General features: G+C 71.1%; 27 protein-coding genes. 20 read left to right on the top strand and 7 right to left on the bottom strand.

Features of this window, described 5'->3' with window-relative positions:
- Window position 1 precedes the first annotated feature (1 nt).
- Window positions 2-1693: a cation:proton antiporter gene (locus ITJ59_RS11465; RefSeq protein ID WP_194651212.1), complete on the bottom strand. Its 1692-nt coding sequence runs from the start codon at window positions 1691-1693 to the stop codon at window positions 2-4.
- Window positions 1694-1720: 27 nt separating this feature from the next.
- The gene (locus ITJ59_RS11460; RefSeq protein WP_194651211.1) at window positions 1721-2086 is read right to left on the bottom strand and encodes a hypothetical protein; all 366 of its coding nucleotides are present in this window, start codon (window positions 2084-2086) and stop codon (window positions 1721-1723) included.
- 193 nt (window positions 2087-2279) lie between these two features.
- Here ITJ59_RS11460 and ITJ59_RS11455 point away from each other — a divergent pair, with 193 nt between their 5' ends.
- Window positions 2280-4490: an NADP-dependent isocitrate dehydrogenase gene (locus tag ITJ59_RS11455; protein ID WP_194651210.1), complete on the top strand. Its 2211-nt coding sequence runs from the start codon at window positions 2280-2282 to the stop codon at window positions 4488-4490.
- 273 nt (window positions 4491-4763) lie between these two features.
- On the opposite strand, the gene ITJ59_RS11450 is transcribed toward ITJ59_RS11455, so the two are convergent.
- Window positions 4764-5216 carry a DUF3817 domain-containing protein gene (locus ITJ59_RS11450; RefSeq protein WP_194651209.1) on the bottom strand — a complete coding sequence of 151 codons (453 nt, stop codon included), beginning with the start codon at window positions 5214-5216 and terminating at the stop codon, window positions 4764-4766.
- Window positions 5217-5265: 49 nt separating this feature from the next.
- Here ITJ59_RS11450 and ITJ59_RS11445 point away from each other — a divergent pair, with 49 nt between their 5' ends.
- Together ITJ59_RS11445 and ITJ59_RS11440 are read left to right on the top strand one after the other, a co-directional pair.
- Window positions 5266-6042 (top strand): ThuA domain-containing protein, encoded by a 777-nt coding sequence (locus tag ITJ59_RS11445; protein ID WP_228511374.1) that lies wholly within the window; start codon window positions 5266-5268, stop codon window positions 6040-6042.
- Window positions 6039-7196, top strand: coding sequence for a PP2C family protein-serine/threonine phosphatase (locus ITJ59_RS11440; RefSeq protein ID WP_194651208.1), 1158 nt, complete (start codon window positions 6039-6041; stop codon window positions 7194-7196). The genes ITJ59_RS11445 and ITJ59_RS11440 overlap by 4 nt, the downstream gene beginning before the upstream one ends.
- Window positions 7197-7217: 21 nt before the next feature.
- On the opposite strand, the gene ITJ59_RS11435 is transcribed toward ITJ59_RS11440, so the two are convergent.
- A complete protein-coding gene (locus ITJ59_RS11435; RefSeq protein ID WP_194651207.1) occupies window positions 7218-7661 on the bottom strand; it encodes a disulfide bond formation protein B in 444 nt (147 codons plus the stop codon).
- 74 nt (window positions 7662-7735) lie between these two features.
- Between ITJ59_RS11435 and ITJ59_RS11430 the strand changes: the two genes are divergently transcribed.
- The 8 genes from ITJ59_RS11430 to ITJ59_RS11395 all read left to right on the top strand — a co-directional run bounded on the left by ITJ59_RS11430 (window position 7736) and on the right by ITJ59_RS11395 (window position 14641).
- Window positions 7736-8386: a ScbR family autoregulator-binding transcription factor gene (locus tag ITJ59_RS11430; RefSeq protein ID WP_194651206.1), complete on the top strand. Its 651-nt coding sequence runs from the start codon at window positions 7736-7738 to the stop codon at window positions 8384-8386.
- A gap of 117 nt (window positions 8387-8503) precedes the next feature.
- Window positions 8504-9382, top strand: coding sequence for an aminoglycoside phosphotransferase family protein (locus ITJ59_RS11425; RefSeq protein ID WP_323749480.1), 879 nt, complete (start codon window positions 8504-8506; stop codon window positions 9380-9382).
- 58 nt (window positions 9383-9440) lie between these two features.
- Complete coding sequence (locus ITJ59_RS11420; RefSeq protein WP_194651205.1) at window positions 9441-10052, top strand: hypothetical protein; 612 nt, start codon at window positions 9441-9443, stop codon at window positions 10050-10052.
- Complete coding sequence (locus tag ITJ59_RS11415) at window positions 10049-10750, top strand: DinB family protein (RefSeq protein WP_194651204.1); 702 nt, start codon at window positions 10049-10051, stop codon at window positions 10748-10750. Before ITJ59_RS11420 ends, ITJ59_RS11415 begins: the two co-directional genes overlap by 4 nt.
- Window positions 10751-10958: 208 nt before the next feature.
- On the top strand, window positions 10959-11606 hold the full coding sequence (locus ITJ59_RS11410) for an ABC transporter permease (protein WP_194651203.1): 648 nt from the start codon (window positions 10959-10961) through the stop codon (window positions 11604-11606).
- The gene (locus tag ITJ59_RS11405) at window positions 11593-12870 is read left to right on the top strand and encodes an ATP-binding cassette domain-containing protein (RefSeq protein ID WP_194651202.1); all 1278 of its coding nucleotides are present in this window, start codon (window positions 11593-11595) and stop codon (window positions 12868-12870) included. The genes ITJ59_RS11410 and ITJ59_RS11405 overlap by 14 nt, the downstream gene beginning before the upstream one ends.
- Window positions 12867-13628: an ABC transporter permease gene (locus ITJ59_RS11400; protein ID WP_194651201.1), complete on the top strand. Its 762-nt coding sequence runs from the start codon at window positions 12867-12869 to the stop codon at window positions 13626-13628. The genes ITJ59_RS11405 and ITJ59_RS11400 overlap by 4 nt, the downstream gene beginning before the upstream one ends.
- Complete coding sequence (locus ITJ59_RS11395; protein ID WP_194651200.1) at window positions 13625-14641, top strand: glycine betaine ABC transporter substrate-binding protein; 1017 nt, start codon at window positions 13625-13627, stop codon at window positions 14639-14641. The genes ITJ59_RS11400 and ITJ59_RS11395 overlap by 4 nt, the downstream gene beginning before the upstream one ends.
- On the opposite strand, the gene ITJ59_RS11390 is transcribed toward ITJ59_RS11395, so the two are convergent.
- Window positions 14628-15257 carry a TetR/AcrR family transcriptional regulator gene (locus ITJ59_RS11390; protein WP_194651199.1) on the bottom strand — a complete coding sequence of 210 codons (630 nt, stop codon included), beginning with the start codon at window positions 15255-15257 and terminating at the stop codon, window positions 14628-14630. The two genes, ITJ59_RS11395 and ITJ59_RS11390, sit on opposite strands and share 14 nt — an antisense overlap.
- An 80-nt stretch (window positions 15258-15337) precedes the next feature.
- Between ITJ59_RS11390 and ITJ59_RS11385 the strand changes: the two genes are divergently transcribed.
- The 3 genes from ITJ59_RS11385 to ITJ59_RS11375 are packed head-to-tail and all read left to right on the top strand — an operon-like array spanning window position 15338 to window position 17912.
- Entirely contained in the window at window positions 15338-16084 is a 747-nt protein-coding gene (locus ITJ59_RS11385; RefSeq protein WP_228511373.1) for an ABC transporter ATP-binding protein, read from the top strand.
- Entirely contained in the window at window positions 16081-17358 is a 1278-nt protein-coding gene (locus tag ITJ59_RS11380; protein WP_194651198.1) for an ABC transporter permease, read from the top strand. The genes ITJ59_RS11385 and ITJ59_RS11380 overlap by 4 nt, the downstream gene beginning before the upstream one ends.
- A 26-nt stretch (window positions 17359-17384) precedes the next feature.
- A complete protein-coding gene (locus tag ITJ59_RS11375; RefSeq protein ID WP_194651197.1) occupies window positions 17385-17912 on the top strand; it encodes a GNAT family N-acetyltransferase in 528 nt (175 codons plus the stop codon).
- Window positions 17913-17954: 42 nt separating this feature from the next.
- Here the strand turns inward: ITJ59_RS11375 and ITJ59_RS11370 are convergent, their stop codons facing one another.
- On the bottom strand, window positions 17955-18230 hold the full coding sequence (locus tag ITJ59_RS11370; protein ID WP_194651196.1) for a hypothetical protein: 276 nt from the start codon (window positions 18228-18230) through the stop codon (window positions 17955-17957).
- Window positions 18231-18332: 102 nt separating this feature from the next.
- Here ITJ59_RS11370 and ITJ59_RS11365 point away from each other — a divergent pair, with 102 nt between their 5' ends.
- Genes ITJ59_RS11365 through ITJ59_RS11355 form a run of 3 tightly spaced genes read left to right on the top strand, consistent with a single transcriptional unit; the run spans window position 18333 to window position 20935 of the window.
- Window positions 18333-19001, top strand: coding sequence for a hypothetical protein (locus tag ITJ59_RS11365; protein ID WP_194651195.1), 669 nt, complete (start codon window positions 18333-18335; stop codon window positions 18999-19001).
- A gap of 39 nt (window positions 19002-19040) precedes the next feature.
- Window positions 19041-20486, top strand: a complete 1446-nt coding sequence (locus ITJ59_RS11360) for a phytoene desaturase family protein (protein ID WP_194651194.1) — start codon at window positions 19041-19043, stop codon at window positions 20484-20486.
- Between the two features lie 5 nt (window positions 20487-20491).
- Window positions 20492-20935, top strand: coding sequence for an SRPBCC family protein (locus ITJ59_RS11355; RefSeq protein ID WP_194651193.1), 444 nt, complete (start codon window positions 20492-20494; stop codon window positions 20933-20935).
- A gap of 76 nt (window positions 20936-21011) precedes the next feature.
- On the opposite strand, the gene ITJ59_RS11350 is transcribed toward ITJ59_RS11355, so the two are convergent.
- Entirely contained in the window at window positions 21012-21830 is an 819-nt protein-coding gene (locus tag ITJ59_RS11350; protein ID WP_194651192.1) for a shikimate 5-dehydrogenase, read from the bottom strand.
- Window positions 21831-21909: 79 nt separating this feature from the next.
- On the opposite strand from ITJ59_RS11350, the gene ITJ59_RS11345 reads away from it, so the two are divergent.
- From ITJ59_RS11345 to ITJ59_RS11335, 3 genes are all read left to right on the top strand, one after another.
- Window positions 21910-22848 (top strand): NADP-dependent oxidoreductase, encoded by a 939-nt coding sequence (locus ITJ59_RS11345; RefSeq protein WP_228511372.1) that lies wholly within the window; start codon window positions 21910-21912, stop codon window positions 22846-22848.
- Window positions 22849-22971: 123 nt separating this feature from the next.
- Window positions 22972-23166, top strand: a complete 195-nt coding sequence (locus ITJ59_RS11340; RefSeq protein ID WP_194651191.1) for a PspC domain-containing protein — start codon at window positions 22972-22974, stop codon at window positions 23164-23166.
- Window positions 23167-23318: 152 nt separating this feature from the next.
- Window positions 23319-24719, top strand: coding sequence for an L-serine ammonia-lyase (locus ITJ59_RS11335; RefSeq protein ID WP_194651190.1), 1401 nt, complete (start codon window positions 23319-23321; stop codon window positions 24717-24719).
- Window positions 24720-24734: the final 15 nt, after the last annotated feature.

Genomic DNA, 24734 nt, shown 5'->3' with positions numbered 1-24734 from the left:
GTCACCGGGCCGGCGCCCCGCGGAGCTCGAGGGCGATCTGCTCGGCGTCGAGGTTCTGCAGCATCGACTCGAGCACCTCCGCGTCGAAGGTGCCGTCGTCGCGGGCGTCGAGGATCGCGGCACGCTGTGCCTCGAGCACGGCGAGCCTGCGGGTCTTCTCGCGGCCCATCCACGCCCGGAGTTCTGCCGGATCGGCCGCCTCGAGCTCCTCACGCGTCCGGGGGCCGGCTTCGCGGGTCCCGGGGATCTGCTCCGCCGCGGTCCGCATGAGGTCCAGCAACCGCCCGCGTTCCTCGGTGTCCTTCGCGGCGGTGTCCGGTGCCGGTGCGGCGATCCGTCGGAGCAGCGGACCGATCGTGCTGCCCTGCACGACGAGCGAGAGCAGCGCCACCGCGAACGCGACGAACACCAGGAGCGATCGGTGCGGAGTGTCCACGGGCAGGGTCTGCGCCGCCGCGACCGTCACCGCGCCGCGCATGCCGGCCCAGACCACCGCTGTACCCTCGCGCCAGCCCAGCGGTGCCTTCGTGTAGTACGCGATGTCCGCCAGGGTTCGCCGGACGCGTGTCGTGAACCGGTCGAGTTCGCGCTCCGACGGCGCCCGGTTGCCCGGTCGGTGCTCACGGATCACCTCGCTCATCGCGTCGCGGTCGCCGGCGTGCATCTCGGCGAAGCGGTCCTGCATCCGCTCGCCGCGCTTGGCGGCTGCCGACAGCCCGAACAGCAGCGGGACCACGTACGCGGCCCGGACGAGGATGGTGAGCACGAGCGCGCCGACGGCGATGAGCAGCGCCGGACCGATGCCGGAGTGGTCATTCTGCACGTCGCCGAGGATCGTCGCGAGTTCGAGCCCCATCGTCAGGAACACCGCGCCCTCGAGCACGAGCTCGATGGTCTGCCAGTTCTGCGCGTCCGACAGCCGGTGCCCCGGCGGGAGCTTGCGCGGTCCGACGATCCCGGTGAACAGCCCCGCGACGACGGCAGCGACGAGGCCGGAGCCCCCGAAGTGCTCGGTCGGCACCGCGGCGACGAACGGCACCGCGAAGGAGAGCGCCGTGTTCACCGCTGCGCTCGGCACCCGGGAGCGCACGAACACGTTCAGCCAGCCGACGAACCAGCCGATGACCGCCGCGATGGCGACGGCCCTGGCGAAGTCGCCGAGCGCGCCCCAGAACGAGAAGGACGCGCCCGCGGCGAAGACGGCCGTCCGCAGGAGCACCAGCGCGGTGGCGTCGTTGAGCAGCGATTCGCCGTCGAGGATCGAGATCGCTCGGCGCGACACCGAGGTCTGCTTGACGATCGACGTCGCGACGGCGTCGGTGGGGCTGACGATGGCACCGAGTGCGATCCCCCACCAGAAGCCGAGGCCCGGGACCACCCAGGCGAAGAAGAGCCCGAGCACGAGGCTGCTCGCGACGACGAGCAGCACCGACAGCCCACTGATGGCACCGAACTCGCGCCGGAAGTTCATCGACGGCATCGACACCGCCGACGAGTACAGCAGCGGCGGCAGGACCCCGGCGAGGATCCACTCCGGCTCGACCTTCGCGTTCGGGATGAACGGCAGCAGGCTCGCGACGACCCCGACGGCGACGAGCACAAGCGGTGCTGCGACCCCGATACGGGGCCCGAGCACGGCGGCGCCCGCGATGGCGATGACGGCGATGACGCCGACCACGAGGAGTTCGGTCACGACCCCAGGGTGGCACCGTCCAGGCGATCAGGTCCCGTCGGTGTCCGCGCTGTGGAGGACGCCCGCCTGCACGGACGGGTGTGGAGGAGCGGTGTGGGCGACGACCGCCACGCTGCCGACGGCGAGCACGAGGGCCAGCGCTCCGGCGGTGCACGCGGTCCCGATCCGGCGGAGTCGTGAGTGCCCGCTCCGGTCGCGCGGGGCGAACCGCGCCAGCCCACGGCGGGGCTCCGGGCCGACCAGCCAGGGACCGGACCCGTCGACGTCGTACGAGAAGGGCCCGGAGCCGTCCGGGGCGTACCGGTACGGACCGCTGCCGTCCGAGGCGTAGGCGGAGCGGAGGTCCTCCGCGGTCCACCCGAAGTCCTCCGGTGTCTCACGTGTCGTCGCCATGATCGCCCTCCTGCGGCTCTGGAACTGCGGAAGACCAGTGCACGTGATGTTCCTATGAGTCGACAGTGCGCCTCCAGGACGTCTGCCGAACACCTGCCGGACGTCGGCGGCACCATGTATCTTGATGTCGAGACATCCTGCGCCACGAGTACCGTGGACGTACCGACGGTCGAACAAGGGAGTACCCGCCAGCATGGCCAAGATCATCTACACCCTCACGGACGAGGCGCCGTTCCTCGCCACCCACTCCTTCCTCCCGGTCATCCAGGCCTTCGCCGGCACCGCTGGTGTCGACGTCGAGACCCGCGACATCTCGCTCGCCGGCCGGATCATCGCCCAGTTCCCGGAGCGGCTCACCGCAGAGCAGCGCCTGGACGACGCCCTGGCCGAACTCGGCGAGCTCGCCGGGACCCCCGAGGCGAACATCATCAAGCTGCCGAACATCTCGGCGTCGATCCCGCAGCTCAAGGTCGCGATCAAGGAACTGCAGTCCCAGGGCTACGATCTGCCCGACTACCCGGACGAGCCGAAGACGGACGAGCAGCGCGACGCCCGTGCCCGCTACGGCCGCGTCCAGGGCAGCGCGGTCAACCCCGTGCTGCGCGAGGGCAACTCCGACCGCCGCGCTCCCCTGTCGGTGAAGAACTACGCCCGCAAGCACCCGCACCGCATGGGTGCGTGGAGCGCCGAGTCGAAGACGAACGTCGTGACGATGGGTGTCGACGACTTCCGAGCCAACGAGAAGTCCTGGATCGCTCCCGCCGACGACGTCCTGACGATCACCTTCGTCGCCGAGGGCGGTGAGACCCAGGTCCTCAAGCAGTCCATCCCCGTCCTGCAGGGCGAGGTCGTCGACGGCACCGTGCTGCACGTCGCCGCGCTCGAGGCCTTCCTGCGCGACCAGATCCAGCGCGCCGCGGCCGAGGACATCCTGTTCTCCGTCCACCTCAAGGCCACGATGATGAAGGTCTCCGACCCGATCATCTTCGGTCACGTCATCAAGGCGTTCTTCCCGTCGGTGTTCGAGCGCTTCGGTGCCGACCTCGCAGCCGCCGGCCTCACCCCGAACGACGGCCTCGGCTCGATCCTCGCGGGCCTCGACGCCCTGCCGAACGGCGCGGAGATCAGGCAGGCCTTCACCGACGGCATCGCCGCGGGCCCCGAGCTCGCGATGGTCGACTCGGACAAGGGCATCACGAACCTGCACGTGCCGAGCGACGTCATCGTGGACGCCTCGATGCCCGCGATGATCCGCACCTCCGGTCACATGTGGGGCCCGGACGGCGACGAGCACGACACCCTCGCCGTGATCCCGGACTCGAGCTACGCCGGCATCTACCAGACCGTGCTCGACGACTGCCGCGCCAACGGCGCCTTCGACCCGGCGACGATGGGCTCCGTGCCCAACGTCGGTCTGATGGCGTTGAAGGCCGAGGAGTACGGCTCGCACGACAAGACCTTCGAGGTCCCCGGCGCCGGCGTCGTCCGCGTGACGAACGCCGCCGGCGAGGTCGTCATCGAGCACGACGTCGAGCCCGGCGACATCTGGCGTGCCTGCCAGACGAAGGACGTCGCCATCCGCGACTGGGTCAAGCTGGCGGTCACCCGCGCCCGCGCGTCGGCGACGCCGGCCGTGTTCTGGCTCGACGAGACCCGTGCCCACGACGCGAACCTGATCGGCCTGGTCCGCCAGTACCTCGGCGAGCACGACACCGCGGGCCTGCAGATCGAGATCCTGTCGCCGGAGGACGCCATGCGCTTCTCGCTCGAGCGCATCCGCCGCGGCGAGGACACCATCTCGGTCACCGGCAACGTCCTGCGCGACTACCTGACCGACCTGTTCCCGATCATGGAGCTCGGCACCTCGGCGAAGATGCTCTCCGTCGTCCCGCTGCTCGGTGGCGGTGGACTGTTCGAGACCGGTGCCGGCGGCTCCGCACCGAAGCACGTCCAGCAGCTCGTGCAGCAGAACTACCTGCGCTGGGACAGCCTCGGCGAGTTCCTGGCGCTGGCGGTCAGCCTCGAGCACCTCGCCGGTGTGACGGGCAACGAGCGGGCGAAGATCCTCGGCGAGACGCTCGACCGCGCCACCGGGACCTTCCTCGAGCAGGACAAGTCCCCCGGTCGCAAGCTCGGCTCGATCGACAACCGCGGCAGCCACTTCTACCTGGCCAAGTACTGGGCAGAGGAGCTCGCGGCGCAGACCCAGGACACCGACCTGGCGGCGTCGTTCGCCGAGATCGCGGGCAAGCTCGACGCGCAGGAGGAGCAGATCGTCGAGGAGCTGAACGGTGTGCAGGGGCACCCGGCCGACATCGGCGGCTACTACCGCCCCGATGACGCCAAGACGAGCGCGGTCATGCGCCCGTCCGCCACGTTGAACGCGACGCTCGCCGCGCTCTAGACGCACGCACCTGACGGACGGGAGGCCCGGTGCCAGCTGGCACCGGGCCTCCCGTCCGTCGTCGCGCGCCCGCACCCCGCCGCCCGCCTGCCCGCCTGCCTGCCTGCCTGCCCCGAGGTTCCGAAATCTCGGCATCTCGCGTCGCGCGGGGCCCGCTTCCGGAACCTCGGCGAACCTGAGCGGCGTGTTGTGGAACCTCGCGACGGCCGATCTCGCGGCGGCCGACCTCGCGGCGGCCGATCTCGACGGCCGGAGCCAGACCGCGCTCCCGCGTCAGGACCGCGGCACGGGCGGGCCCGCCGCCAGCAGCACCACGAACACCAGGGCGACCGCCACGACCCCGATGGCCACCGCGACGAGCGGCCGACGCACCACGAAGAACAGCAGGCGGTCCCAGAAGCCCGAGTGTGCATCGGGCGAGCGGCGCCACGAGCCCTCGAGCATCCCGCGGCGGGCGACGGCGACCTCGAACGGCAGCGTGGCGTAGGGCACGACGGCGCTCACCCAGCCGAGCACGAGCGTGCCGAACGACCAGCGCTGGTTCACCGCGACGACGGTCGTCACCACCAGGTAGGCCAGGAACACGAAGCCGTGCACCCCGCCGCCGATCCGGACACCCCAGTCGCCGGCGTCCAGGCCGTACTTGAGCACCATCCCGGCGATGAGCATGGTCCAGGTCACGAGTTCGGCGATCGCGGCGGCGCGGAACAGGGAGCGGGGAGTCATGCCCACATCGTCGCGGACCCCTCCTGGGAGGACCCGCTAGCGTTGACCCATGTCAGTGCCGACCGAGAACCGTCCCCTGAACATCGTCGTCTGGAACGAGAACGTGCACGAGACCCGCGGTGACGCGACGGTCATCGGGCACTACCCCGACGGCATGCACACCGTGATCGCCGCCGCGCTCCGCGAGCACCACCCCGACGCGACCGTGAGCACCGCCACGCTGCAGGAACCCGACCACGGCATCACCGCCGAGCGCCTGGCCACCACCGACGTGCTGTTCTGGTGGGGGCACGCCGCCCACGACGAGGTCAGCGATGCCGTCGTCGACCTGGTCGTCGACGCGGTGCACGCCGGGATGGGCCTGGTCGTGCTGCACTCCGGGCACTACTCGAAGCCGTTCAAGCGCCTGATGGGCACGACCTGCTCGCTGAAGTGGCGGAACGACGGCGAGCGCGAACTCGTCTGGACGGTCGCTCCCGAGCACCCGATCGCCGCCGGGGTCCCACACCCGATCGTGATCGAGCGCCAGGAGATGTACGGCGAGTACTTCGACATCCCGCGCCCCGACGAAGAGGTCTTCCTGTCGACCTTCGCCGGCGGCGAGGTGTTCCGGTCCGGCGTCGCCTACCGCCGCGGCCTCGGGAAGGTCTTCTACTTCTCGCCAGGCGACCAGGAGTACCCGGTCTACCACCACCCGGACATCCAGCGGGTGCTGTCGAATGCGGCCGCGTGGGCAGCCCCGGTGTCCGAGCGGCGCACGCTCGGCGCGGACCCCCACCCGCGGGACTGGTTCCTGACGGACGGAGCGGGTAGACAGGGCGTGTGACCAACCATCTCGACGGTGCGGATCGACGCACCGCGGTGATCGAGGCGCTCGGAGTCTTGGGGGCAGGCCCCGAGGAGCGTTTCGACCGCATCACCCGCATGACCCACGAGGCGTTCGGCGTGCCGCTGACCTTCCTCAACCTCGTCCACAGCGACGTCGTCACGTCGCAGTCGACGTTCGGCTGGCACCAGGGCACGAGCGTGCCCGCGAGCGAGCAGTTCTGCGCGACGACGGTGCTCAGTCCGGAGCCGATGGTGATCCCGGACGCTTCGCTCGACGCTCGGTTCGCGCACACCGCGGCGGTGGCGGAGCACGGGATCCGCTTCTACGCGGGGGCGCCGCTGACGATGCTCGACGGCACCAGGGTCGGCACGCTCTGCATCATGGACGCGACCCCGCGCGAGCTGTCGGCCGAGGACCTCGACCTGCTCCGCGACCTCGCCCACTGGGCCGAACGCGAGCTCGGCCACGCGATCGACCGCGCTCGGATCAGCCGCGTGCTCGAGGGCCTGGTGCCCGAACCGGTCGACGTCCCCGGCTACGACGTCGACACCCTCGCACACCGGCGCGATCAGGGCGGCGGAGACGTCGCCGACTGGCGAGTCGCCACCGACGGCGTCGTGCACGTCACCGTGGGGGGCGTCTCGGCAGCGGGTCGCGCATCCGGTCTGCTCGCCTCGGCCGTCCGCGGCGCCGTGGTGGCGCGGACCGAGACCGCCTTGCAGGATGCGATCGGCGGCCTGGAGGCGCAGGTCGCCGCCGACATGTCCGCTGCGGACGCCGTCGGCTCGCTCTTCCACCTGCGGCTCGACCCGACGTCGGGTCGCGTCGACTTCGGGGACGCCGGCCACGGCCTCGCGGTGCTCGTCCGCGCCGACGGCAGCAGCCGGGCGCTGCACTCGCTCGACCTGCCGCTCGGCCTGCAGCCCGCGGGCGTGCCACGCACCTCGGCGACGCTCGACCTGGCACCGGGCGACCGACTGGTGGTGTGCACCGGAGGAGTCCTGGGACTCGAGGGCATCCGACACCTCGACGACCTGGCCGACCTGGTGCGGTCCGAGTCGAGTGGCGCTGCCGCCGTCGAGCGGATCCGTGCGCTCGTGCCGACGGACAGCCGCCATGACGTCACCGTCGTGCTGCTGGGCCGCCGCTGACGACGTCCTGCCGCACCGCGGTCAGGAGCGGAAGCGGTCCTGCCGTGCCCGCGGTGCACCGGTCAGCGCGACGACGAGCAACGTGGCCAGCATGCCGAAGCCCGCGAGTTCGATGCCGAGACCGGCGAGCTGCCAGTAGGCGCTGCCGACGACCTGCGGCTGGGTGATCGCTTCGGGCCACCATCCGTCGATGAGCGGGAACGAGCCGGGGAACGGGTCGAGGCCGAAGACCACGAGCCCGCCGAGCAGCAGCACGACGCCGAGCGCCGCCATCGCCCCGCGCGAGCGGCTGAGCATGTGGACGACGAGCGCGGCCGCCATGCCGACGAGCCCGACGACGGCGATCAGGAACGCGAGCACGACGATGGTCTGCGGCGTGAGGGCCACCCAGTCGAGCACCGCGATCGGCAGCAGCAGCCACCGTCCGGTCCGCGCCCATCGTGCGGGGTTCCGCCATCCGTCCATGGCCGCCAACCGTAGGGTACCCGCCCGAACGCGGGCCGTGCGCGGCACCGGCGCAGGACTACGATCGGGTGGTGATGGCGCACGACGGACGCACCCGGCAGCAGCGGGCGCTCGAGACCCGCGCGGCGATCATCGGGGCCGCGGCCGCCGAGTTCGACGAGCGCGGGTACCTCGGTGCGTCGATGGACGCCGTCGCGGAGCGGATCGGCCTGACCAAGGGTGCGCTGTACTTCCACTTCACGTCGAAGGCCGACCTCGCCGCCGCCGTGATCGCCGAGCAGCACGAGGTCTCGCGGCGGTACGGCGAAGCCGCGGTCGCGCGGAGCCGGACACCGCTCGAGGCGCTCATGTGGATGTCGCAGGGCCTCGCGACCCAGATGGTGTCCGAGGTGGTCGTCAGCGCGGGCATCCGGTTGTCGACCGAGGTCGCGACGCGCGACGTCGACCGGCAGGACCCGTACACCGACTGGATGGCCGTCATCGCGCAGACCGTCCGCCAGGCGATCGACGCTGGCGAGGTCGACCCCCGCTGGGACCCGGAGTTGGTGGGCCGCGTGGTCATCCCCGCCTACACCGGCGTGCAGACGGTGTCCGACGTGCTCGCGGACCGCATCGACCTGTACGAGCGTCTCCGGGAACTGTGGACCGTGCTGCTCGCCGCACTGGTCACGGAGCGCCTGCGGCCCGAGGTCCCCCGGCTCGTCGCGATCATCGCGCCGGAATGACGCGGGTCCCCCCAGGGAAACACCCACGTCACTGGCATCCTTAGCATACTCAGCGGTCGGTTTCCGCACCCGCCCCCGTTCGCGGGCATGGGTCGTTCGGCCCACTAGCCTGAGCCGGTGCCCACACCACGCGCGGAGGTCGACGTCGACGTGCCGCTCGTCCGGGCGCTGCTGCACGACCAGCACCCCGACCTGGCCGACCTGCCGCTCGCCCTGGTCGCGAACGGGTGGGACAACGTCATCGTGCGGCTCGGGGACGCGTACGCCGTGCGGCTCCCCCGCCGACAGCTCGCGGCGCGCCTGGTCGAGCACGAGCAGCGCTGGCTGCCGGAGATCGCCGCCCGCGTCGCGCCGGTCGTGCCCGTTCCGGCTCCGGTGCGCGTCGGCCGTCCGGCGCTCGGGTACCCGTGGTCGTGGAGCGTCGTGCGGTGGCTCCCCGGCGTGCCCGTCGGCGAGCGTGCTGCGGGCGTGCCGGTCGCGGAGGGGCTCGCCGCGTTCGTGCGACTGCTGCACGTGCCCGCTCCGGCCGACGCCCCGGTGAACCCGTTCCGAGCCGTACCGCTCGCGATGCGCAGCGACGCCGTCCTGACGCGACTCGACACGCAGTCCGTGCCCCGTGCCGTGGAGCTGGCGGCAGCCTGGCGGACCGCGGCGGCGCTGCCGACGCACGCCGGGCCTCCCGTCTGGGTGCACGGCGACCTGCACCCCTTCAACCTGCTCGTCGACCGCACCACGGACGGCGACGAACGCCTGTCGGCGGTCGTCGACTTCGGCGACGTGACCGCAGGAGACCCCGCCGTCGACCTCGCGACCGCCTGGCTGACGCTCGACCGGGAGGCCCGCCACGCGTTCCGGACGCGCGTCGCCGCCCCGGACGCGACCTGGGGACGCGCCCGCGGGTGGGCGATCACCATCGCCTCCGCCCTCGCGACGTCCGACGAGCGCGCCTTCCGGAGCGTCGCGCGGCGCACCATCGACGCAGTGCTGGACGGCTGAGACCCCGCGGGGCTATCGTGACCGCACCATCCGTGCACAGCCGATCGGAGGGGCCCTCATGACCCTCGAGTTCCGCGTCCAGCACGACGTCGCCACCGACGCCTCTCCCGCCCCCGTCCGATCCGACCGAACCGGCATCCGCGGGTTCCTCGACCGCCTCGCCGAGCGCCGCGCCGCCGCACGGATCCGGCGGGTCGAGGACCGCCTGCAGGAACTCGGCGAACTCGGGCACCTGCTCTCGGACGCCCGGAGCGTCGTCGAACGGGGCTGGATCCAGCACGCCTGGTTCGCCTACCTCGACGAGCACGGCCGGATGCGGAAGGCGTCGAGCGCTGCCGCGATGGACGTGCAGGGCCGGCCGCTCGTCGCCGCCTGTCTGGTCGGCGCGGTCGTCTCGGCCGCTGGCGGGCCGCACGCCGTGCACTCGCCGCGGGTCCAGCACTCGCTCGACCTGGTCTGGCACGCGCTCGCCGTGGACGAGGGCGCGCCGGTGCTCTGGTGTCCGGCGCCCGACGTCCGGATGGGTCGGGTCCGCGACCTGACCAGTTGGAACGACGCCCCGGCGCGCACCGCGTCCGAGGTCTCCGGGCTGCTGCTCACCGCGGAACGCGTGGCCGTGCAGGAATCCGTGCGCCTGCAGGACGACCTGGTGGCACGATCGAGGGCATGAGCAGCACCGACGCGGTCCCCGAGGTCCACCCTGCGACGACCACCGGGCTCGCGTCCAGCGGCAACGCGGCGCTGTCCGACGAGGGCTCGTCGGCGAGCCCTGACACCGTTGCGGCCGCCGCGGTCAAGCACACGCTGCACCGGTACCTGCAGAAGCACCGCGCCGCGCTCCTCGGCAAGCTCGACGGGCTCGCCGAACGGCAGGCCCGCTGGCCGGTGACGCCGACCGGCACGAACGTGCTCGGGCTGGTGAAGCACGTCGCCGGTGTGCAGGTCGGGTACTTCGGCGAGGTCTTCGGCCGGCCGTTGCCCGACGCGCCCGCCTGGCTCGAATCGGAGGACGGCGAGGACATGTACGCGACGCTCGACGAGACCCTGGACGACGTCGTGGCCTTCCACCACCGCAGCGCCGCGCACGCCGACGCGACCATCGACGCGCTCGAGCTCGACGCCCGCGGCACCGTCCCCTGGTGGCCGGAGGAGCACCGCGAGGTCACGCTCCACCGGATCCTGGTGCACATGGCGTACGAGACGGCCCGGCACGCGGGGCACGCCGACATCGTGCGCGAGATGCTCGACGGTCTGGCCGGCGACGGGGACGGCAACCTCGCCGACAAGACCCCTGACGAGTGGGTGCTCTGGCGCGAAACACTCGTCGACATCGCCGAGCGCTCCGGCCTGCGGGGCCTCGGCACGTAGCCGACGCTGCCTCACGATCGTTACCGTTCTCTCAGGGTAGGACGCTGAACCCGTCCCTGATCAGGCGTTATGACCAGGTCGCCCGCACAGGAAACGACGACTTCAGGGTGCTCCGGTCACGCGGGAGGCCCCACCCCTGCGTAGCTTTGGCGCAGCTCGTGCCCCGATCCGTGGGCACTTCGGCCGACCGGAAGGGGAGCGCCCACCCGTGTTCCAGTACGTCGTGGAGCGATGGAGCCAGATCTGGTTCTCGTCGTGGCAGCACTTCTCGCTGGTGGTCCAGTGCACGGTGCTCGCCACGGTCATCGCCGTGGTGCTCGCCACACTCGTCTACCGCAGCCCCCGGCTGACCTCCGTCGCGAACGGGGTGTCCGCCATCGGCCTCACCCTGCCGTCCTTCGCGGTCATCGGCCTGCTCATCGTCCCCCTCGGCTTCGGCGTCGTCCCGTCGGTGGTCACCATCGTCTTCTTCGCCGCCCTGCCGATCCTGCGCAACGCGGTCGTCGGCCTCGCCGAGATCCCGCCGAGCGTGGTCGAGTCGGCCCGCGGCATCGGCATGAGCCGGTTCCGGACCCTCGTGCAGGTCGAGCTGCCGATGGCCTGGCCGATCATCCTGAGCGGTGTGCGGGTGTCCGCGCAGATGGTGATGGGCATCGCCGCCATCGCCGCCTACGCACTCGGGCCCGGGCTCGGCGGCTTCATCTTCTCCGGACTCTCGCGCCTCGGCGGCGCGAACGCCCTCAACTCCGTGGTCGTCGGGGTGGTCGGCGTCGTCCTGCTCGCCCTCGTCCTCGACCTGCTCCTCCTCGGCCTCGGCCGCCTGACCATCTCGAGAGGTATCCGTGTCCAGCACTGACTCCGCCACCACCACCGCGCCAGCCGACGACGTCACCGGCCGCAGCATCCTGCTCGACGAGGTCACCAAGCGGTACCCGGGGCAGTCGAAGCCCGCGGTCGACGGCATCACGCTCGAGATCCCGGCCGGCAAGATCGTCATGCTCGTCGGCCCGTCCGGCTGCGGCAAGACGACCACACTCAAGATGATCAACCGCCTCATCGAACCGACCGAGGGCCGCATCGTCGTCGGTGACGACGACGTGACCGGCATCGACGCCGACCAGCTTCGTCGACGGATGGGCTACGTGATCCAGGCAGGCGGGCTCTTCCCGCACATGACCGTCGCGGCGAACATCGCGATCGTGCCGAAGATGCTCGGCTGGTCCAAGGAGAAGATCGCGGCACGCGTCGACGAGCTGCTCGACCTGGTCTCGCTCGACCCCGACACCTACCGCGACCGCTACCCCCGCGAGCTCTCCGGTGGCCAGCAGCAGCGCGTCGGCGTCGCCCGGGCGCTCGCCGCGGACCCGCCCGTCCTGCTGATGGACGAGCCGTTCGGTGCGGTCGACCCGATCACCCGACAGCGCCTGCAGGACGAGCTCCTCCGCATCCAAGAGGAGTTGCACAAGACGATCGTCATCGTCAGCCACGACTTCGACGAGGCCGTGAAGCTCGGCGACTGGATCGTGATCTTCACCGAGGGCGCGCACATCGTGCAGTACGACACCCCGGAGCGGATCCTGGCCGAGCCGGCGAACGAGTTCGTCGAGAACTTCATCGGCTCCGGCGCCGGGTTGAAGCAGCTCACGCTGAACCGGGTGCGCGACGTCGAGGTCGAGTCGGCCGTGACGTGCTCCCCCGGCGAAGAGGTCAAGGCCGTGCTGCAGCGGATGAACGAGGCCGGCGGGCACCAGCACGCGGTCGTCGTCGACCAGCGGCAGCGTCCGATCGGGTGGCCGTCGCGCCGTCAGCTCGAGCGCCTCGAGCGCATCCCCGACGGGGTCGAGCCCGGGCTGCCCGTCGTCGGCGAGGCCGCGACCCTGAACGACGCGCTCGACACGATGCTGGTCTCGAGCGCCGGTGCCGCACTCGTCACTGGTCGTCGCGACGCGTTCCGCGGGGTCATCACGGTCGAGACCGTGATGGAGGCGATCACCCGCTCCCGCGCGACCGCCGCCGGCGACCAGGCCTACACGCCCGTCGGCACGAACACCAACCAGATCGAGACGCTGCCGTCCTCCCCGGCCGCGCCCGTGATCGCGCCCTCCGGGGAAGACCTGTGAGTGCTGTCGCCGCCGGGCCCGCCACCGGCGCCAGCACGTCCTGGAAGGGCCTGCTGTTCCAGCCGATCGCGATCCTGGTCGTGCTGGCCGGGTTCGCGATCTGGCTCGCCACGGCCGACCTCACCCCGACGGAGCGCACGACGCTCAACCCGTCGGACATCCTCGACCTGACCGGGCAGCACCTCGTGCTGACCCTGCAGGCGACGGTGCTCGTGCTCGTCATCGGCATCCCGCTCGGCATCGTGCTCACCCGTGGGCCACTCCGCCGGGCGAGCCCGTACGTGCTCGCCGTCGCGAACTTCGGGCAGGCGGCCCCCGCCGTCGGCTTGATCGTGCTCCTCGGAGCGTGGCTCGGCCTGAACTCGTGGTCTGCGGTCGTCGCCCTCGTCCTGTACGCCATCCTGCCGGTGCTCCGGAACACCATGATCGGCGTGCAGAGTGTCGACTCCCGGCTGGTCGAGGCCGGCCGCGGCATGGGGATGAGCGCCTTCAGCGTGCTGATGCGCGTCGAACTGCCGCTCGCGGTGCCCGTCATGCTCTCCGGCATCCGGACCGCTCTGGTGCTGCTCGTCGGGACCGCGAGCCTGGCGACCTTCATCGGCGCGGGTGGCCTCGGCCTGCTCATCACGACGGGTGTGTCGCTGTTCCTGCCGAAGGTGCTCGTCGCCGGGGCACTGCTGGTCGCCCTGCTCGCCCTCTCCATCGACTGGCTCGGCCGTGTGGTCGAGACGGTCGCCCGTCCGAAGGGACTCCGATGAACCGCCGTACCCGCCGCACCCGTACACGGGTCGGAGCAGCGGCGTTCGTCGCCGGTGCGACCGCGCTCGTGCTGACCGGTTGCGGTCTGCAGCCCGCGACGTCGTTCGTCCCCGAAGCCGGACCGGGCACGATCCAGCGCATCGACGACCTGCCGGCCGGCGCTCACATCACCGTGACGTCGAAGAACTTCACCGAGCAGCTCGTGCTCGGCAAGGTCGCCGTGCTCGCCGCGAAGGCCGCCGGGTTCGACGTCACCGACGAGACGAACGTGCCCGGGAGCGTCCCCGCCCGGCAGCTCATGACCACGCACGACGCGGACATGACGTACGAGTACACCGGCACCGCGTGGCTGACCTACATGGGCCACGCCGAGGGGATCCCGGACAAGACCGAGCAGTGGGAAGCGGTCAAGAAGGAGGACGCCGGCAACGGGCTCACCTGGCTCGACCCGGCGCCGATGAACAACACCTACGCGTTCGCGGTGCGGGACGAGGCGGTCAAGGAGCTCGGCGACGTCACGACCCTGTCCGACATCGCGAAGCTGCCGGTCGACCAGCGCACCTTCTGCGTCGAGTCCGAGTTCAACTCGCGCGCCGACGGGTTCAAGCCGATGCTCAAGAAGTACGGCTTGGAGCTCGGCGGTACGGGGGAGAACGGGATCCCCAGCGACAACGTGAGCATCCTCGACACCGGCACGGTCTACACGGCCACCGACCGCGGCAAGTGCAACTTCGGCGAGGTGTTCACCACCGACGGCCGCATCAAGTCACTCGGTCTGACCGTGCTCGAGGACGACAAGGGGTTCTTCCCGGCCTACAACGTCGCCCCGGTGCTCGACTCGGCAACGCTGAAGGAGTACCCGCAGCTGGCGGACGTCTACGACCAGATCTCGCCGAAGCTGACCGACGCGGTGCTGCAGGAACTGAACCGTCAGGTCGACGTCGAGGGACGTGAGCCGGCCGACGTCGCGTTCGACTGGATGGTGAAGGAGGGCTTCATCACGAAGCCGTGATGCGCGCAGCCGTGTCGCGGATCGACGCGACGACGCGGGCGCGGACCTCTTCCGGGTCGGAACCCTCGTGCCGCGCCGAACTCCGCAGCCCGGTCATGCACATGCCGAGCAGCATCTCGGCGGCCTGCGGGGTCGCGGCGTCCGGACCCCACGCCGGGTCGCGCTCGAGGATCGTGCGCACCGCACCCGTCATCGCCTCGGCCACGGTCGTCATCCGGCTGACCTGGCGGCGCATGAGCTGCGGGAACCGAACGATGACCTCTTTCCGGGCGAGCCGCTCGCGCTCGTCGCCGAACGACGACCCGAACACCAGGAACGCCAGGTCGACCACGGCCTGCGCTGCCGACTCCCCCGCCACGGTCTCCAGGTGTGCCGCCAGGGTGTCGGCGGCCAGGTCGAGCTCGGTGTGTCCGAGGACCGCGTCCTCCTTGCTCTCGAAGTAGTTGAAGAACGTGCGGGGAGACACCTCGGCGCGTGCGGCGATCTGCTCGATCGTGGTGCGGTCGATGTCCTGCTCGAGCGCGAGGGACCGAGCCGCCTCCGCGATGCGGTGGCGTGTCTCGATGCGCTTGCGGTCGCGCAGTCCCATCTCGGTGGCGGGCGCGGTGTCGGGCATGGCCCGACTGTAACCGGAACGTCACATGGTTTACAGCAAACGCAAACTTGCAGTCGTGCAGTGGACACTACGGTGGGGCCATGACCACTCCCGTGCTCGAGGCCCGTGACCTCGCCAGGACCTACGGCCGAGGCCCGACGCGGTTCGACGCGCTCAAGGGGGTGTCGCTCCAGGTGCACCAGGGCGAGAGCCTGGCGATCGTCGGCAAGTCCGGATCGGGCAAGTCGACGCTCATGCACCTGCTCGCGCTGCTCGACAAGCCGTCGACCGGGCAGGTCCTGCTCGACGGAACCGACGCGGCGACGCTCGGTGCGCGGCAGGTGAACCGGACGCGCAACAGCACCTTCGGGTTCGTGTTCCAGCAGTTCTTCCTGACCCCCAAGACCTCGGTGCTCGACAACGTCGTGCTGCCGCTGAAGATCGCCGGCGTCTCCGGAGCCGAGCGCAAGCGCCGCGGCATGGCGGCGCTCGACTCCCTCGGTCTGGCCGACAAGGCGAAGAACGACGCCAACGACCTGTCCGGCGGGCAGAAGCAGCGCGTGGTGATCGCACGCGCGCTGGTCGGCGAGCCGAGCGTCATCTTCGCCGACGAACCGACCGGCAACCTCGACACGAACACCGGGCAGGTGGTCGAGGACATGCTGTTCGGACTGCAGCGCGAACGGGGGATCACGCTCGTCGTGGTCACGCACGACGAAGAACTCGCGGCCCGGTGCGACCGCAGCGTCAACGTCCGCGACGGGCTCATCGTCGGCGGATCGGACAGCGTGCCGACTGCCGGCGCACCCGACGACCAGCAGGCCACCCACGGAAGGCACTCCGCATGAACTTCCTCGACCTGCTCCGCACCGCGGTCGCGAACACCTTCCGGTCGAAGCTGCGGACGACCCTGACGGTCATCGCGATCTTCATCGGCGCCTTCACGATCACGCTGACCTCGGCGATCGGCACGGGTGTCAGCAACTACATCGACACCCAGGTCTCGTCGATCGGCGACACCGGGTCCCTGACGATCACGAAGGCCGTCGACACCGCCTCGACCGACAGCGGCCCGGCGAAGTACGACCCCGACGAGTCCGGCCAGAGCGTCGACCGCGGTCCGGCGTCGTTCTCGTACCTGTCGCAGTCCGACGTCGACACCATCAAGAAGACCGACGGTATCGGGTCCGTCCGACCGGCGGTCGCCCTGGCGCCGAAGTACGCCGAGCACGGTGACGACGGCAAGTACGTCGTGTCCCTGACCGCCAACGCTGGCGAACTCGACGCCGACCTGGCGAGCGGGAAGCAGCTCGACGACGACACCGACGCGAACCAGGTGCTCCTGCCGACGAACTACCTGAAGAACCTCGGACTCGGCAGCGCGAAGGCAGCCGTCGGCAAGGAACTCACCTTCGCGGTCGACGACTACCAGGGCAAGGAGCACACCCTCACCGCCACGGTGGTCGGTGTGCAGAACGAGTCGCTGTTCGGCGGCGGTGCCGGGGCGAACGCGGCCCTCACCGACGCGATGCAGGCCGCACAAGAGGTCGGCAAGCCGGCCTCGATCGCGACCTCGTACGCCAGCGCCACCGCGACGCTCGACTCCGGCGCGTCCACGACCACGGTCAAGAAGGCGCTGTCGGACGACGGCTTCCTCGGGCAGACCATCCAGGACCAGCTCGGCCAGTTCCAGACCGTGATCAGCGGCATCGTCGGGGTCCTCAACGCGTTCGCCGTGATCGCCCTGGTGGCTGCGGGCTTCGGCATCATCAACACGCTGCTGATGAGCGTGCAGGAACGCACCCGCGAGATCGGCCTGATGAAGGCGATGGGCATGGGCGGCGGCAAGGTCTACACGCTGTTCTCGCTCGAGGCGGTCTTCATCGGGTTCCTCGGCAGCGCGATCGGCGCCGGGGTCGCGATCCTGCTCGGCACGGGCATCTCGAACGTGCTCGCCGGCACGCTGCTCAAGGACCTGCCCGGGCTGCAGATCATGCAGTTCGCGCCGAGTTCGGTGGCGACGATCATCCTCGTCGTCATGTTCATCGCGTTCCTCGCCGGCACGCTCCCCGCGCGCCGCGCCGCGCGGCAGAACCCGATCGAGGCGCTCCGGTACGAGTAGAGCCCGGTGTGCCTAGTCTCTGACGGGTGGCGGCATTCGGGCGGGACCTCGGCGACGGGTACATGCTCACGCTGCGCGACCTGACGACGGTCGACCCGGTGCTCGGACTCGTGCGCGCGAACCTCGATCGGCTCCGTGCCGCCGAACCGTGGGCGTGGGACCCGCAGGACCACGAGACCATCGGGCTGCACACCGAGCGGCTGCTCGGGCAGTTCGCGATGGACCGTGCGCTCCCCTGCGTCATCCGCTCCGACGACCGCATCGTCGGGGTGGCCTCGCTCACCTTCGACCCCTACCTGGGGCAGGCATCCCTCGGCTACTGGGTGGACGCCGGACAGGAGGGCCGGGGTGTCGCCCGGCGGGCGGCGAACGTCCTGGTCGAGGTCGCGCGGGCTCGCGATTCCGCACGGCTCGAGATCCGGACCGGCGCCGACAACGTCCGCAGTCGCGCCCTCGCCGAGCGGCTCGGCTTCGTGCACGAGGGCACCCTGCGTGGGGCGCTGCCGCTCGGGCCGGTGCGGGCCGACGTCGCGGTCTACGGTCTGCTCCTCTGACGAGGGCCCTCGTCCGCTCCCCGCCGCTCCGGCGCACCCGCGTCAGGAGCCCTGCGTCGCGCCCTGCCAGACCGCGAACACGCCACCGACGACCGCCAGTACCAGCAGCAGGATCCACACGGCCAGCGCGATCAGGTTCAGGAAGATCCCCCAACCCGCGCGCCCACGCGCGAGCGGCTCGCGCCTCCGCGACGCGACCCCCAGGCACAGCCCGACGACCGGCGCGACGAACGTCCAGCCGGCGAGGAGCGAGCAGATCCCGAGGACCAGGCTCGCGGTGCCGAGACCGGTGCGGGGGGACTCCGTGTACGTGACCATGCACCCGACGCTACGGGCCTCGTCGAGGCGAGTCGTCCCTCCAGGGCGTGATCCGGGTCCACCTGCCGACGGATGGTCACCGGACGCCGGTATCGTCGGAGCATGGCCTTGTTCGGACGACGCAACCACGACGTGCGCGATCGACCCGTCAGCCAGGTCGAACTGAAGCGTGCCGTCGACGAGGGGTTCCTCATCGCGAAGGCCGCGGTCACCATCGCGGTCGGCAACCGGATCATCACCAACGCCCTGCGCGACCAGGGCTACTTCGACCACGCGCTCATCGCCGAGGCGGCGCGCGAGGAACTCCACCGCATGGCCGAGGAACAGCGGGGCGACGCCGCGCGCATGCGTGCCATCCGGTCGACGTCGAGCAAGACGAAGGGCCGCTCGCGCCACCAGCACGACTACCGCCGCGGCGACGACCTCAAGCTCCGCACGCGCGAGGCCACGTACGAGCAGCTCGCGACCATGCTCGACAAACGCCGTGACGACCAGCACTTCGTCGACGGCATCGTGCTCGCCGCCCGCGCCCGAGCCTGGGACGACATCGGCACCACCGTCGTCGGACGACTCGGCTGGGCGCAGCGCCCGGCCGACGACTACGAGATCGGCCGAGACGACCGCCTGCAGCAGATGCTCGACGAGGACTTCGCGACGCTGCTGGCCGAGCACCCCGTCGGCTCCACCCCGATCGACGCGGACGAGCCCGACGACGCCGACGGCGACGAGGACGGTTCCGACCCGGCGGACCCCGACGTCGCCCGCCCCTGACCGGTACCACGCGCAGTCACGAGTCCCTAGGCTCGGACCATGGTTGATGCGGTCGTGGTCGGTGCAGGTCCGAACGGACTCGCGGCGGCGGTGACGCTGGCGCGCGCGGGCCTGTCGGTCGAGGTCGTCGAGCGGAACGACACCATCGGCGGCGGTGCCCGAACCGCCGAACTCACCCTGCCGGGGTTCCTGCACGACGTCTGCTCCGCCGTGCACCCGATGGCCCTGCAGTCCGAGTTCTTCCGACTGTTCCGGATGGAGCAGCGGATCGAGCTCCGCCTGCCCGAGGTGCAGTACGGCCACCCGCTCGACGGCGGTCGTGCTGGCATCGCGTACCGGGACCTCGAGCGCACCGCAGCCGAGCTCGGCGTGGACGGCCCGGCCTTCCGGAACCTGATGGAGCCGCTCGCCCGTGCGGCCGACCAGGTCGCCGACTTCGCGACCGACGCGCTCCTGCACGTGCCACGGCACCCGCTCACGGTGCTGCGGTTCGGCCTCCGTGCCCTCGAGCAGGGCAGCAGTGCCTGGAACGTTCGCTTCCGCCAGGACGCCGCCCCCGCGATGGTCTCCGGGGTCGCCGCGCACTCCATCCAGCACATGCCCTCGCTGTCGACGGCCGCCGCAGCGCTGTCGCTCGGCTCCTACGCGCACGCCCGCGGCTGGCCCGTGCCGATCGGGGGCAGCCAGGCCATCGTCGATGCGCTCGCCGACGACCTCGTCGCGCACGGCGGTCGGATCGTCACGGGGCACGAAGTCCGGTCCCTCGGCGACCTCACCCCCGCCAAGGCCGTGCTCTTCGACACGAGCGTGCCCGGCATGCTCCGGATCGCCGGCAGCCAGATCCCGACGCCGAAGCGCGGTGCGCTCCGACGCTTCCGGTTCGGCAACGCCGCAGCCAAGGTCGACTTCGCGCTCTCCGACCCGGTGCCGTGGACGAACGAGGCCCTGCGGAAGGCGGGCACCGTGCACATCGGCGGGACCCGGGCGGAGATCGCCGCGGCGGAGGGCTCGGTGTCTCGCGGGCAGCACGCCGAGCGGCCCTACGTGCTGGGCTCTGAACCGACCGTCGTCGACCCGACCCGCGCACCCGAGGGCAAGCACGTCTTCTGGGCGTACGCGCACGTGCCGGCGGGTTCCGACGTCGACCAGACCGAGGCGATCACCCGCCAGATCGAGCGGTTCGCTCCGGGCTTCCGCGACACGATCCTGCAGTCGTCGAGCCGCACGGCCGCCCACATGTCCGACCACAACCCGAACTACGTCGGCGGCGACATCGCGGCCGGTGCCGCGAGCTTCTGGCAGCTCGTGAAGCGCCCGGTGCTGTCGAGCGACCCGTGGCGGATGGGTGGTGGCATGTACCTGTGCTCCGAGTCGTCCGCACCCGGCCCCGGCGTGCACGGGATGGCCGGCTGGCACGCCGCGAAGAGCGCACTCCGGCACACCTTCGGGTTGTCCGGCGACGTCGATCTCACCCCGGAGGACTGATCACCATGTCGAAGAACGTCCGCATCATGCACTGCTCGCCGGAGGACGTCTTCGACGTGCTCGCCGACGGCTGGCTCTTCACGACGTGGGTCGTCGGTGCCGCCCGGATGCGCGGCCAGGACGCCGGGTGGCCGGCGGTGGGCACACGTCTGCACCACTCGTTCGGTGTCTGGCCGCTGGTCATCGACGACGTGACGACGATGCTCGAGTGGGATGCCCCGCACCGCATGGTGATCCAGCCGAAGGGGTGGCCGCTCGGCGAAGCACGCGTCGACCTGTCGGTCGAGCCGCACCGCAAGGGGTGCAAGGTCACCATCGTCGAGCAGGCGGTCGCGGGCCCGGGGTCGTGGGTGCCGCGCTTCCTGCTCGAGCCGGTGCTCTGGGTCCGCAACCACGAGACGCTGCGCCGTCTCGGGTGGGTGGCCGTCGGACGCGCGACGGACGCCTGAGACGTCCCCACAGGGCGGACGGGAGGCCCGTGGCGACGCCGCCACGTGCCTCCCGTCCACCCTGTGGTCGCGTCGACTACTCGGCGCGCGAGAACTCGCTGGCGCGCGCCACCTGGTCGTCCGTCAGCGCGACGCCGGTGTAGCGCTCGAACTGGCGCGCGGCCTGCAGCGCGATGACCTCGGCGCCCGTGATGACGTGCTTGCCGGCCTGGCGGCCGGCGAGCACGAGCGGGGTCTCCGAGGGGAACGCGACCACGTCGAACACGGTGTGCGCCGCCTCGATCCGGTCCTGTGCGAAGGCCAGCGCGTCCTGCTGGTCACCGCGCATGCCGAGGGGCGTGACGTTGACGACCAGCTCGGTCTCCCCCGCCTCGTGCTCCTCGGCGACCCACTCGTAGCCGTACTGCGATGCGAGCGCAGGGCCGGTGGTCTCGTTGCGGGCGACGACCGTCAGCCGGTCGAAGCCGGCCCCACGGAACGCTGCGGTGACCGCCTTCGCCATGCCGCCGGAGCCACGGAGCAGCACGCGCGACGACGTGTCGACGCCGTGCGAACCGAGCAGCGCGGCGATCGCCTCGTAGTCGGTGTTCGAGGCGGTGAGCACACCGTGGTCGTTGACGACCGTGTTCACCGACTGGATCGCTGCTGCGGACTCCTCGATGTGGTCGACGAGCGCGATGATCGCTTCCTTGAAGGGCATCGACACCGAGCAGCCGCGGATGCCGAGCGCGCGGATGCCGGCGACGGCGCCGGGCAGGTCGGTCGTCGTGAACGCCTTGTACAGGAAGTTCAGCCCGAGCTCGTCGTACAGGAAGTTGTGGAACCGGGTGCCGATGTTGCTCGGTCGGGCCGCGAGCGACATGCAGACCTGCATGTCCTTGTTGAGGATGGGCATGCCGTCAGTCTCCCACCGTCACGGCGATGGAGCGGTCCACACGGGCCGTTCGCCGAGCTCGGGGGTACCGTCGGAGGCTATGGCTGAGATCCCGGAGACCATGCGCGCTGTCCGCTTCGACGAGTGGGGTGACCGCTCCGTGCTGCACGTCGCCGAGGTCCCCGTGCCCGAGGTCGCACCCGGCCGGGTGCTCGTGCGGGTCCGCGCCGCCGGCATCAACCCGGGCGAGTCCGCGATCCGACAGGGCCTGTTCGACGGCGGGTCAGCCGATGCCCTGCCGTCCGGTCAGGGCACGGACTTCGCCGGCATCGTCGTGGCCGTCGGTGACGGGGTCGACGGCGTCGACGAGGGCGAAGAGGTCCTCGGGTGGTCGTGGGACCGCGCCAGCCAGGCCGAGTACGTGTCGGTGCCGGCCGAGCAGGTCGTGCAGAAGCCGCGCCTGCTCGACTGGACCGTCGCTGGCGGGCTCGACGTCGTCGCGACGACCGCGGCCGCAGCGGTGCGCGCCGTCGATCCCCGACCCGGCGAGACCGTCGTCGTGTCCGGAGCCGCCGGCGGTGTCGGCGGGTTCGTCACGCAGCTGCTGACGAACGAGGGCATCGACGTCATCGCGATCGCGTCCGAAGCGAACCACGAGTGGCTCCGGTCGAAGCGTGCCCGGCCGGTCGCCTACGGCGAGGGGCTGCAGGAACGGATCACGTCGCTCGCCACCAACGGCGTCGACGCCGTCATCGACACCTACGGTCCGGAGTACGTGCACCTGGGCATCGCCCTGGGGGTGCCGGTCGACCGCATCGAGACGATCATCGCGTTCGAGGTCGCTGCCGAGGTCGGTGCGAAGGCCTCCGGCAGCGCGGACACCGCCGACCCGGAGATCCTCGGTGCGCTCGCGATGCAGGTCGCGAACGGCGAGGTCGAGGTGCCGATCGCAGCGACCTACCCGCTCGACCGGGTGCAGGACGCCTACGAGCAGCTGGAACAGCGGCACACCCGCGGCAAGATCGTGCTCATCCCCTGACGGGTGCCGGGGGTGTCGGGGGTGTCGAGGGTCGGGTGTCGGGGGTGTCGGGGGTTTCCCCCACCGTCGTCCGGGGTACTGCCCGGGTGCCGCTGCCCGTCGCTCCTGCGTAGCGTCGTCACCATGAGCACACTCTCCCGTCCCCGCAACGGCCGCCTCCTCGCCGGTGTCTGCGCTGGCCTCGCCGATCGCTTCGGCCTGTCCCGCACCCTCGTCCGCATCGGGTGGGTGATCCTGAGCCTGTTCCCCGGGCCCCTGTGGATCGCCTACGTCGTCCTGTGGTTCGTGATGCCGACCGAGGGCAACGCCCGCCGCTGAACCCGCGGACCGAGTTTCGCGGTGAGCGACAGTTCTCGTGCTCGTGCGTCCGTGAGCTGTCGCTCAGCCCGAGACTCGGCGCGGCCGGCTCGAGACTCGGTCCGTCCGGACGGGACTGCGCTCGGTCCGTCCGGACGGGTTAGTGTGGCGGCGTGCCGGTCTCCGTCTTCGATCTGTTCAGCGTGGGTGTCGGGCCCTCGAGCTCGCACACCGTCGGGCCGATGCGGGCCGGCGCCGAGTTCGCGTCCCTGGTGGCTGACCTGCCCGTCGCCTCGGTCGCCGTCGACCTGTACGGGTCGCTGGCCTCGACCGGACAGGGGCACGGCACCCTCGGCGCCGTGGTCGCCGGCCTGATGGGGTCCCACCCCGAGACCGTCGACCCCGACGAACTCGCCGACGCACTGGACGCACTGGAGCGCGACGGGCTCCTGCGCCTCGACGGCGGCGCGACCGTGCCGTTCCGGCTCACCGACATCGTGCTGCACCCCCTCACCATGCTCCCGCGACACCCCAACGCCATGCGTCTGCGCGCCCGCGACTCGAGCGGCGCCGACCTCGCCGACGAGACCTACTACTCGATCGGCGGCGGGTTCATCGCCCGCGACGGCGAGGCGGCTGCCGACCCGGTCGGTTCCGCAGCAGACGTCGCTGGTGCGGCGATCCCCGTCGACGACAGCGTGCCGCACCCGTTCTCGAGCGGTGCCGAGCTCCTGGCCGCCTGCGCCGCGTCCGGTCTGCCGATCAGCGGGGTCGCGCTCGCGAACGAGACGGTCACCCGCACCGACGCCGACGTCCGCACCGGGCTGCTCGGCATCCACGGTGTCATGGAGTCGTGCGTCGACCGATCCGTACTGCGCACCGGATGCCTGCCCGGCGGGCTCACCGTCCGCCGTCGCGCCGCGAGCTGGCACGAGCAGCTCACCCGCGAAGACCCCGACCACGACCCGCTGTTCGCGATGGAGTGGGTGAACCTCGTGGCCATGGCCGTGAACGAGGAGAACGCCACCGGCGGCCGGGTCGTCACCGCCCCCACCAACGGCGCCGCCGGCATCATCCCCGCGGTCCTGTACTACGCACTCACGTACGTCCCCTCGATCACCAGCGCTGACCGTGACGACGCCGTGGTGCGCTTCCTGCTCACCGCCGGCGCCATCGGGTCGATCTACAAGGAACGTGCCTCGATCTCCGGTGCCGAGGTCGGCTGCCAGGGCGAGGTCGGATCGGCGGCGTCGATGGCCGCGGCCGGGCTCGCCGAGGTGCTCGGCGGCACCCCGGAACAGGTCGAGAACGCCGCCGAGATCGCGATGGAGCACAACCTCGGGCTCACCTGCGACCCGATCGGTGGCCTTGTGCAGATCCCCTGCATCGAACGGAACGCCATCGCCGCGAACAAGGCGATCAACGCTGCCCGGATGGCCTTGCGCGGGGACGGGGTGCACCACGTGTCGCTCGACCAGGTCGTCGAGACGATGCGGCAGACCGGGGCGGACATGTCGACGAAGTACAAGGAGACCGCGATGGGCGGACTCGCGGTGAACGTCCCGCTCTGCTGAGCACTGCGGCTGATC

This window comes from Curtobacterium sp. VKM Ac-1393 (assembly GCF_015350995.1).
Classification (GTDB): Bacteria; Actinomycetota; Actinomycetes; order Actinomycetales; family Microbacteriaceae; genus Curtobacterium.
Note: the sequence above shows the minus strand (reverse complement) of the source record. Positions and strands in the feature narration are given on the sequence as shown.

What these genes read in the sequence shown, in the direction of transcription:
- ITJ59_RS11460 (WP_194651211.1), bottom strand. Translation starts at nt 2,086, where the DNA reads ATGGCGACGACACGTGAGACACCGGAGGACTTCGGGTGGACCGCGGAG.
- ITJ59_RS11455 (WP_194651210.1), top strand. Translation starts at nt 2,280, where the DNA reads ATGGCCAAGATCATCTACACCCTCACGGACGAGGCGCCGTTCCTCGCC.
- ITJ59_RS11450 (WP_194651209.1), bottom strand. Translation starts at nt 5,216, where the DNA reads ATGACTCCCCGCTCCCTGTTCCGCGCCGCCGCGATCGCCGAACTCGTG.
- ITJ59_RS11445 (WP_228511374.1), top strand. Translation starts at nt 5,266, where the DNA reads ATGTCAGTGCCGACCGAGAACCGTCCCCTGAACATCGTCGTCTGGAAC.
- ITJ59_RS11435 (WP_194651207.1), bottom strand. Translation starts at nt 7,661, where the DNA reads ATGGACGGATGGCGGAACCCCGCACGATGGGCGCGGACCGGACGGTGG.
- ITJ59_RS11430 (WP_194651206.1), top strand. Translation starts at nt 7,736, where the DNA reads ATGGCGCACGACGGACGCACCCGGCAGCAGCGGGCGCTCGAGACCCGC.
- ITJ59_RS11420 (WP_194651205.1), top strand. Translation starts at nt 9,441, where the DNA reads ATGACCCTCGAGTTCCGCGTCCAGCACGACGTCGCCACCGACGCCTCT.
- ITJ59_RS11415 (WP_194651204.1), top strand. Translation starts at nt 10,049, where the DNA reads ATGAGCAGCACCGACGCGGTCCCCGAGGTCCACCCTGCGACGACCACC.
- ITJ59_RS11395 (WP_194651200.1), top strand. Translation starts at nt 13,625, where the DNA reads ATGAACCGCCGTACCCGCCGCACCCGTACACGGGTCGGAGCAGCGGCG.
- ITJ59_RS11390 (WP_194651199.1), bottom strand. Translation starts at nt 15,257, where the DNA reads ATGCCCGACACCGCGCCCGCCACCGAGATGGGACTGCGCGACCGCAAG.
- ITJ59_RS11385 (WP_228511373.1), top strand. Translation starts at nt 15,338, where the DNA reads ATGACCACTCCCGTGCTCGAGGCCCGTGACCTCGCCAGGACCTACGGC.
- ITJ59_RS11380 (WP_194651198.1), top strand. Translation starts at nt 16,081, where the DNA reads ATGAACTTCCTCGACCTGCTCCGCACCGCGGTCGCGAACACCTTCCGG.
- ITJ59_RS11370 (WP_194651196.1), bottom strand. Translation starts at nt 18,230, where the DNA reads ATGGTCACGTACACGGAGTCCCCCCGCACCGGTCTCGGCACCGCGAGC.
- ITJ59_RS11365 (WP_194651195.1), top strand. Translation starts at nt 18,333, where the DNA reads ATGGCCTTGTTCGGACGACGCAACCACGACGTGCGCGATCGACCCGTC.
- ITJ59_RS11360 (WP_194651194.1), top strand. Translation starts at nt 19,041, where the DNA reads ATGGTTGATGCGGTCGTGGTCGGTGCAGGTCCGAACGGACTCGCGGCG.
- ITJ59_RS11355 (WP_194651193.1), top strand. Translation starts at nt 20,492, where the DNA reads ATGTCGAAGAACGTCCGCATCATGCACTGCTCGCCGGAGGACGTCTTC.
- ITJ59_RS11350 (WP_194651192.1), bottom strand. Translation starts at nt 21,830, where the DNA reads ATGCCCATCCTCAACAAGGACATGCAGGTCTGCATGTCGCTCGCGGCC.
- ITJ59_RS11345 (WP_228511372.1), top strand. Translation starts at nt 21,910, where the DNA reads ATGGCTGAGATCCCGGAGACCATGCGCGCTGTCCGCTTCGACGAGTGG.
- ITJ59_RS11340 (WP_194651191.1), top strand. Translation starts at nt 22,972, where the DNA reads ATGAGCACACTCTCCCGTCCCCGCAACGGCCGCCTCCTCGCCGGTGTC.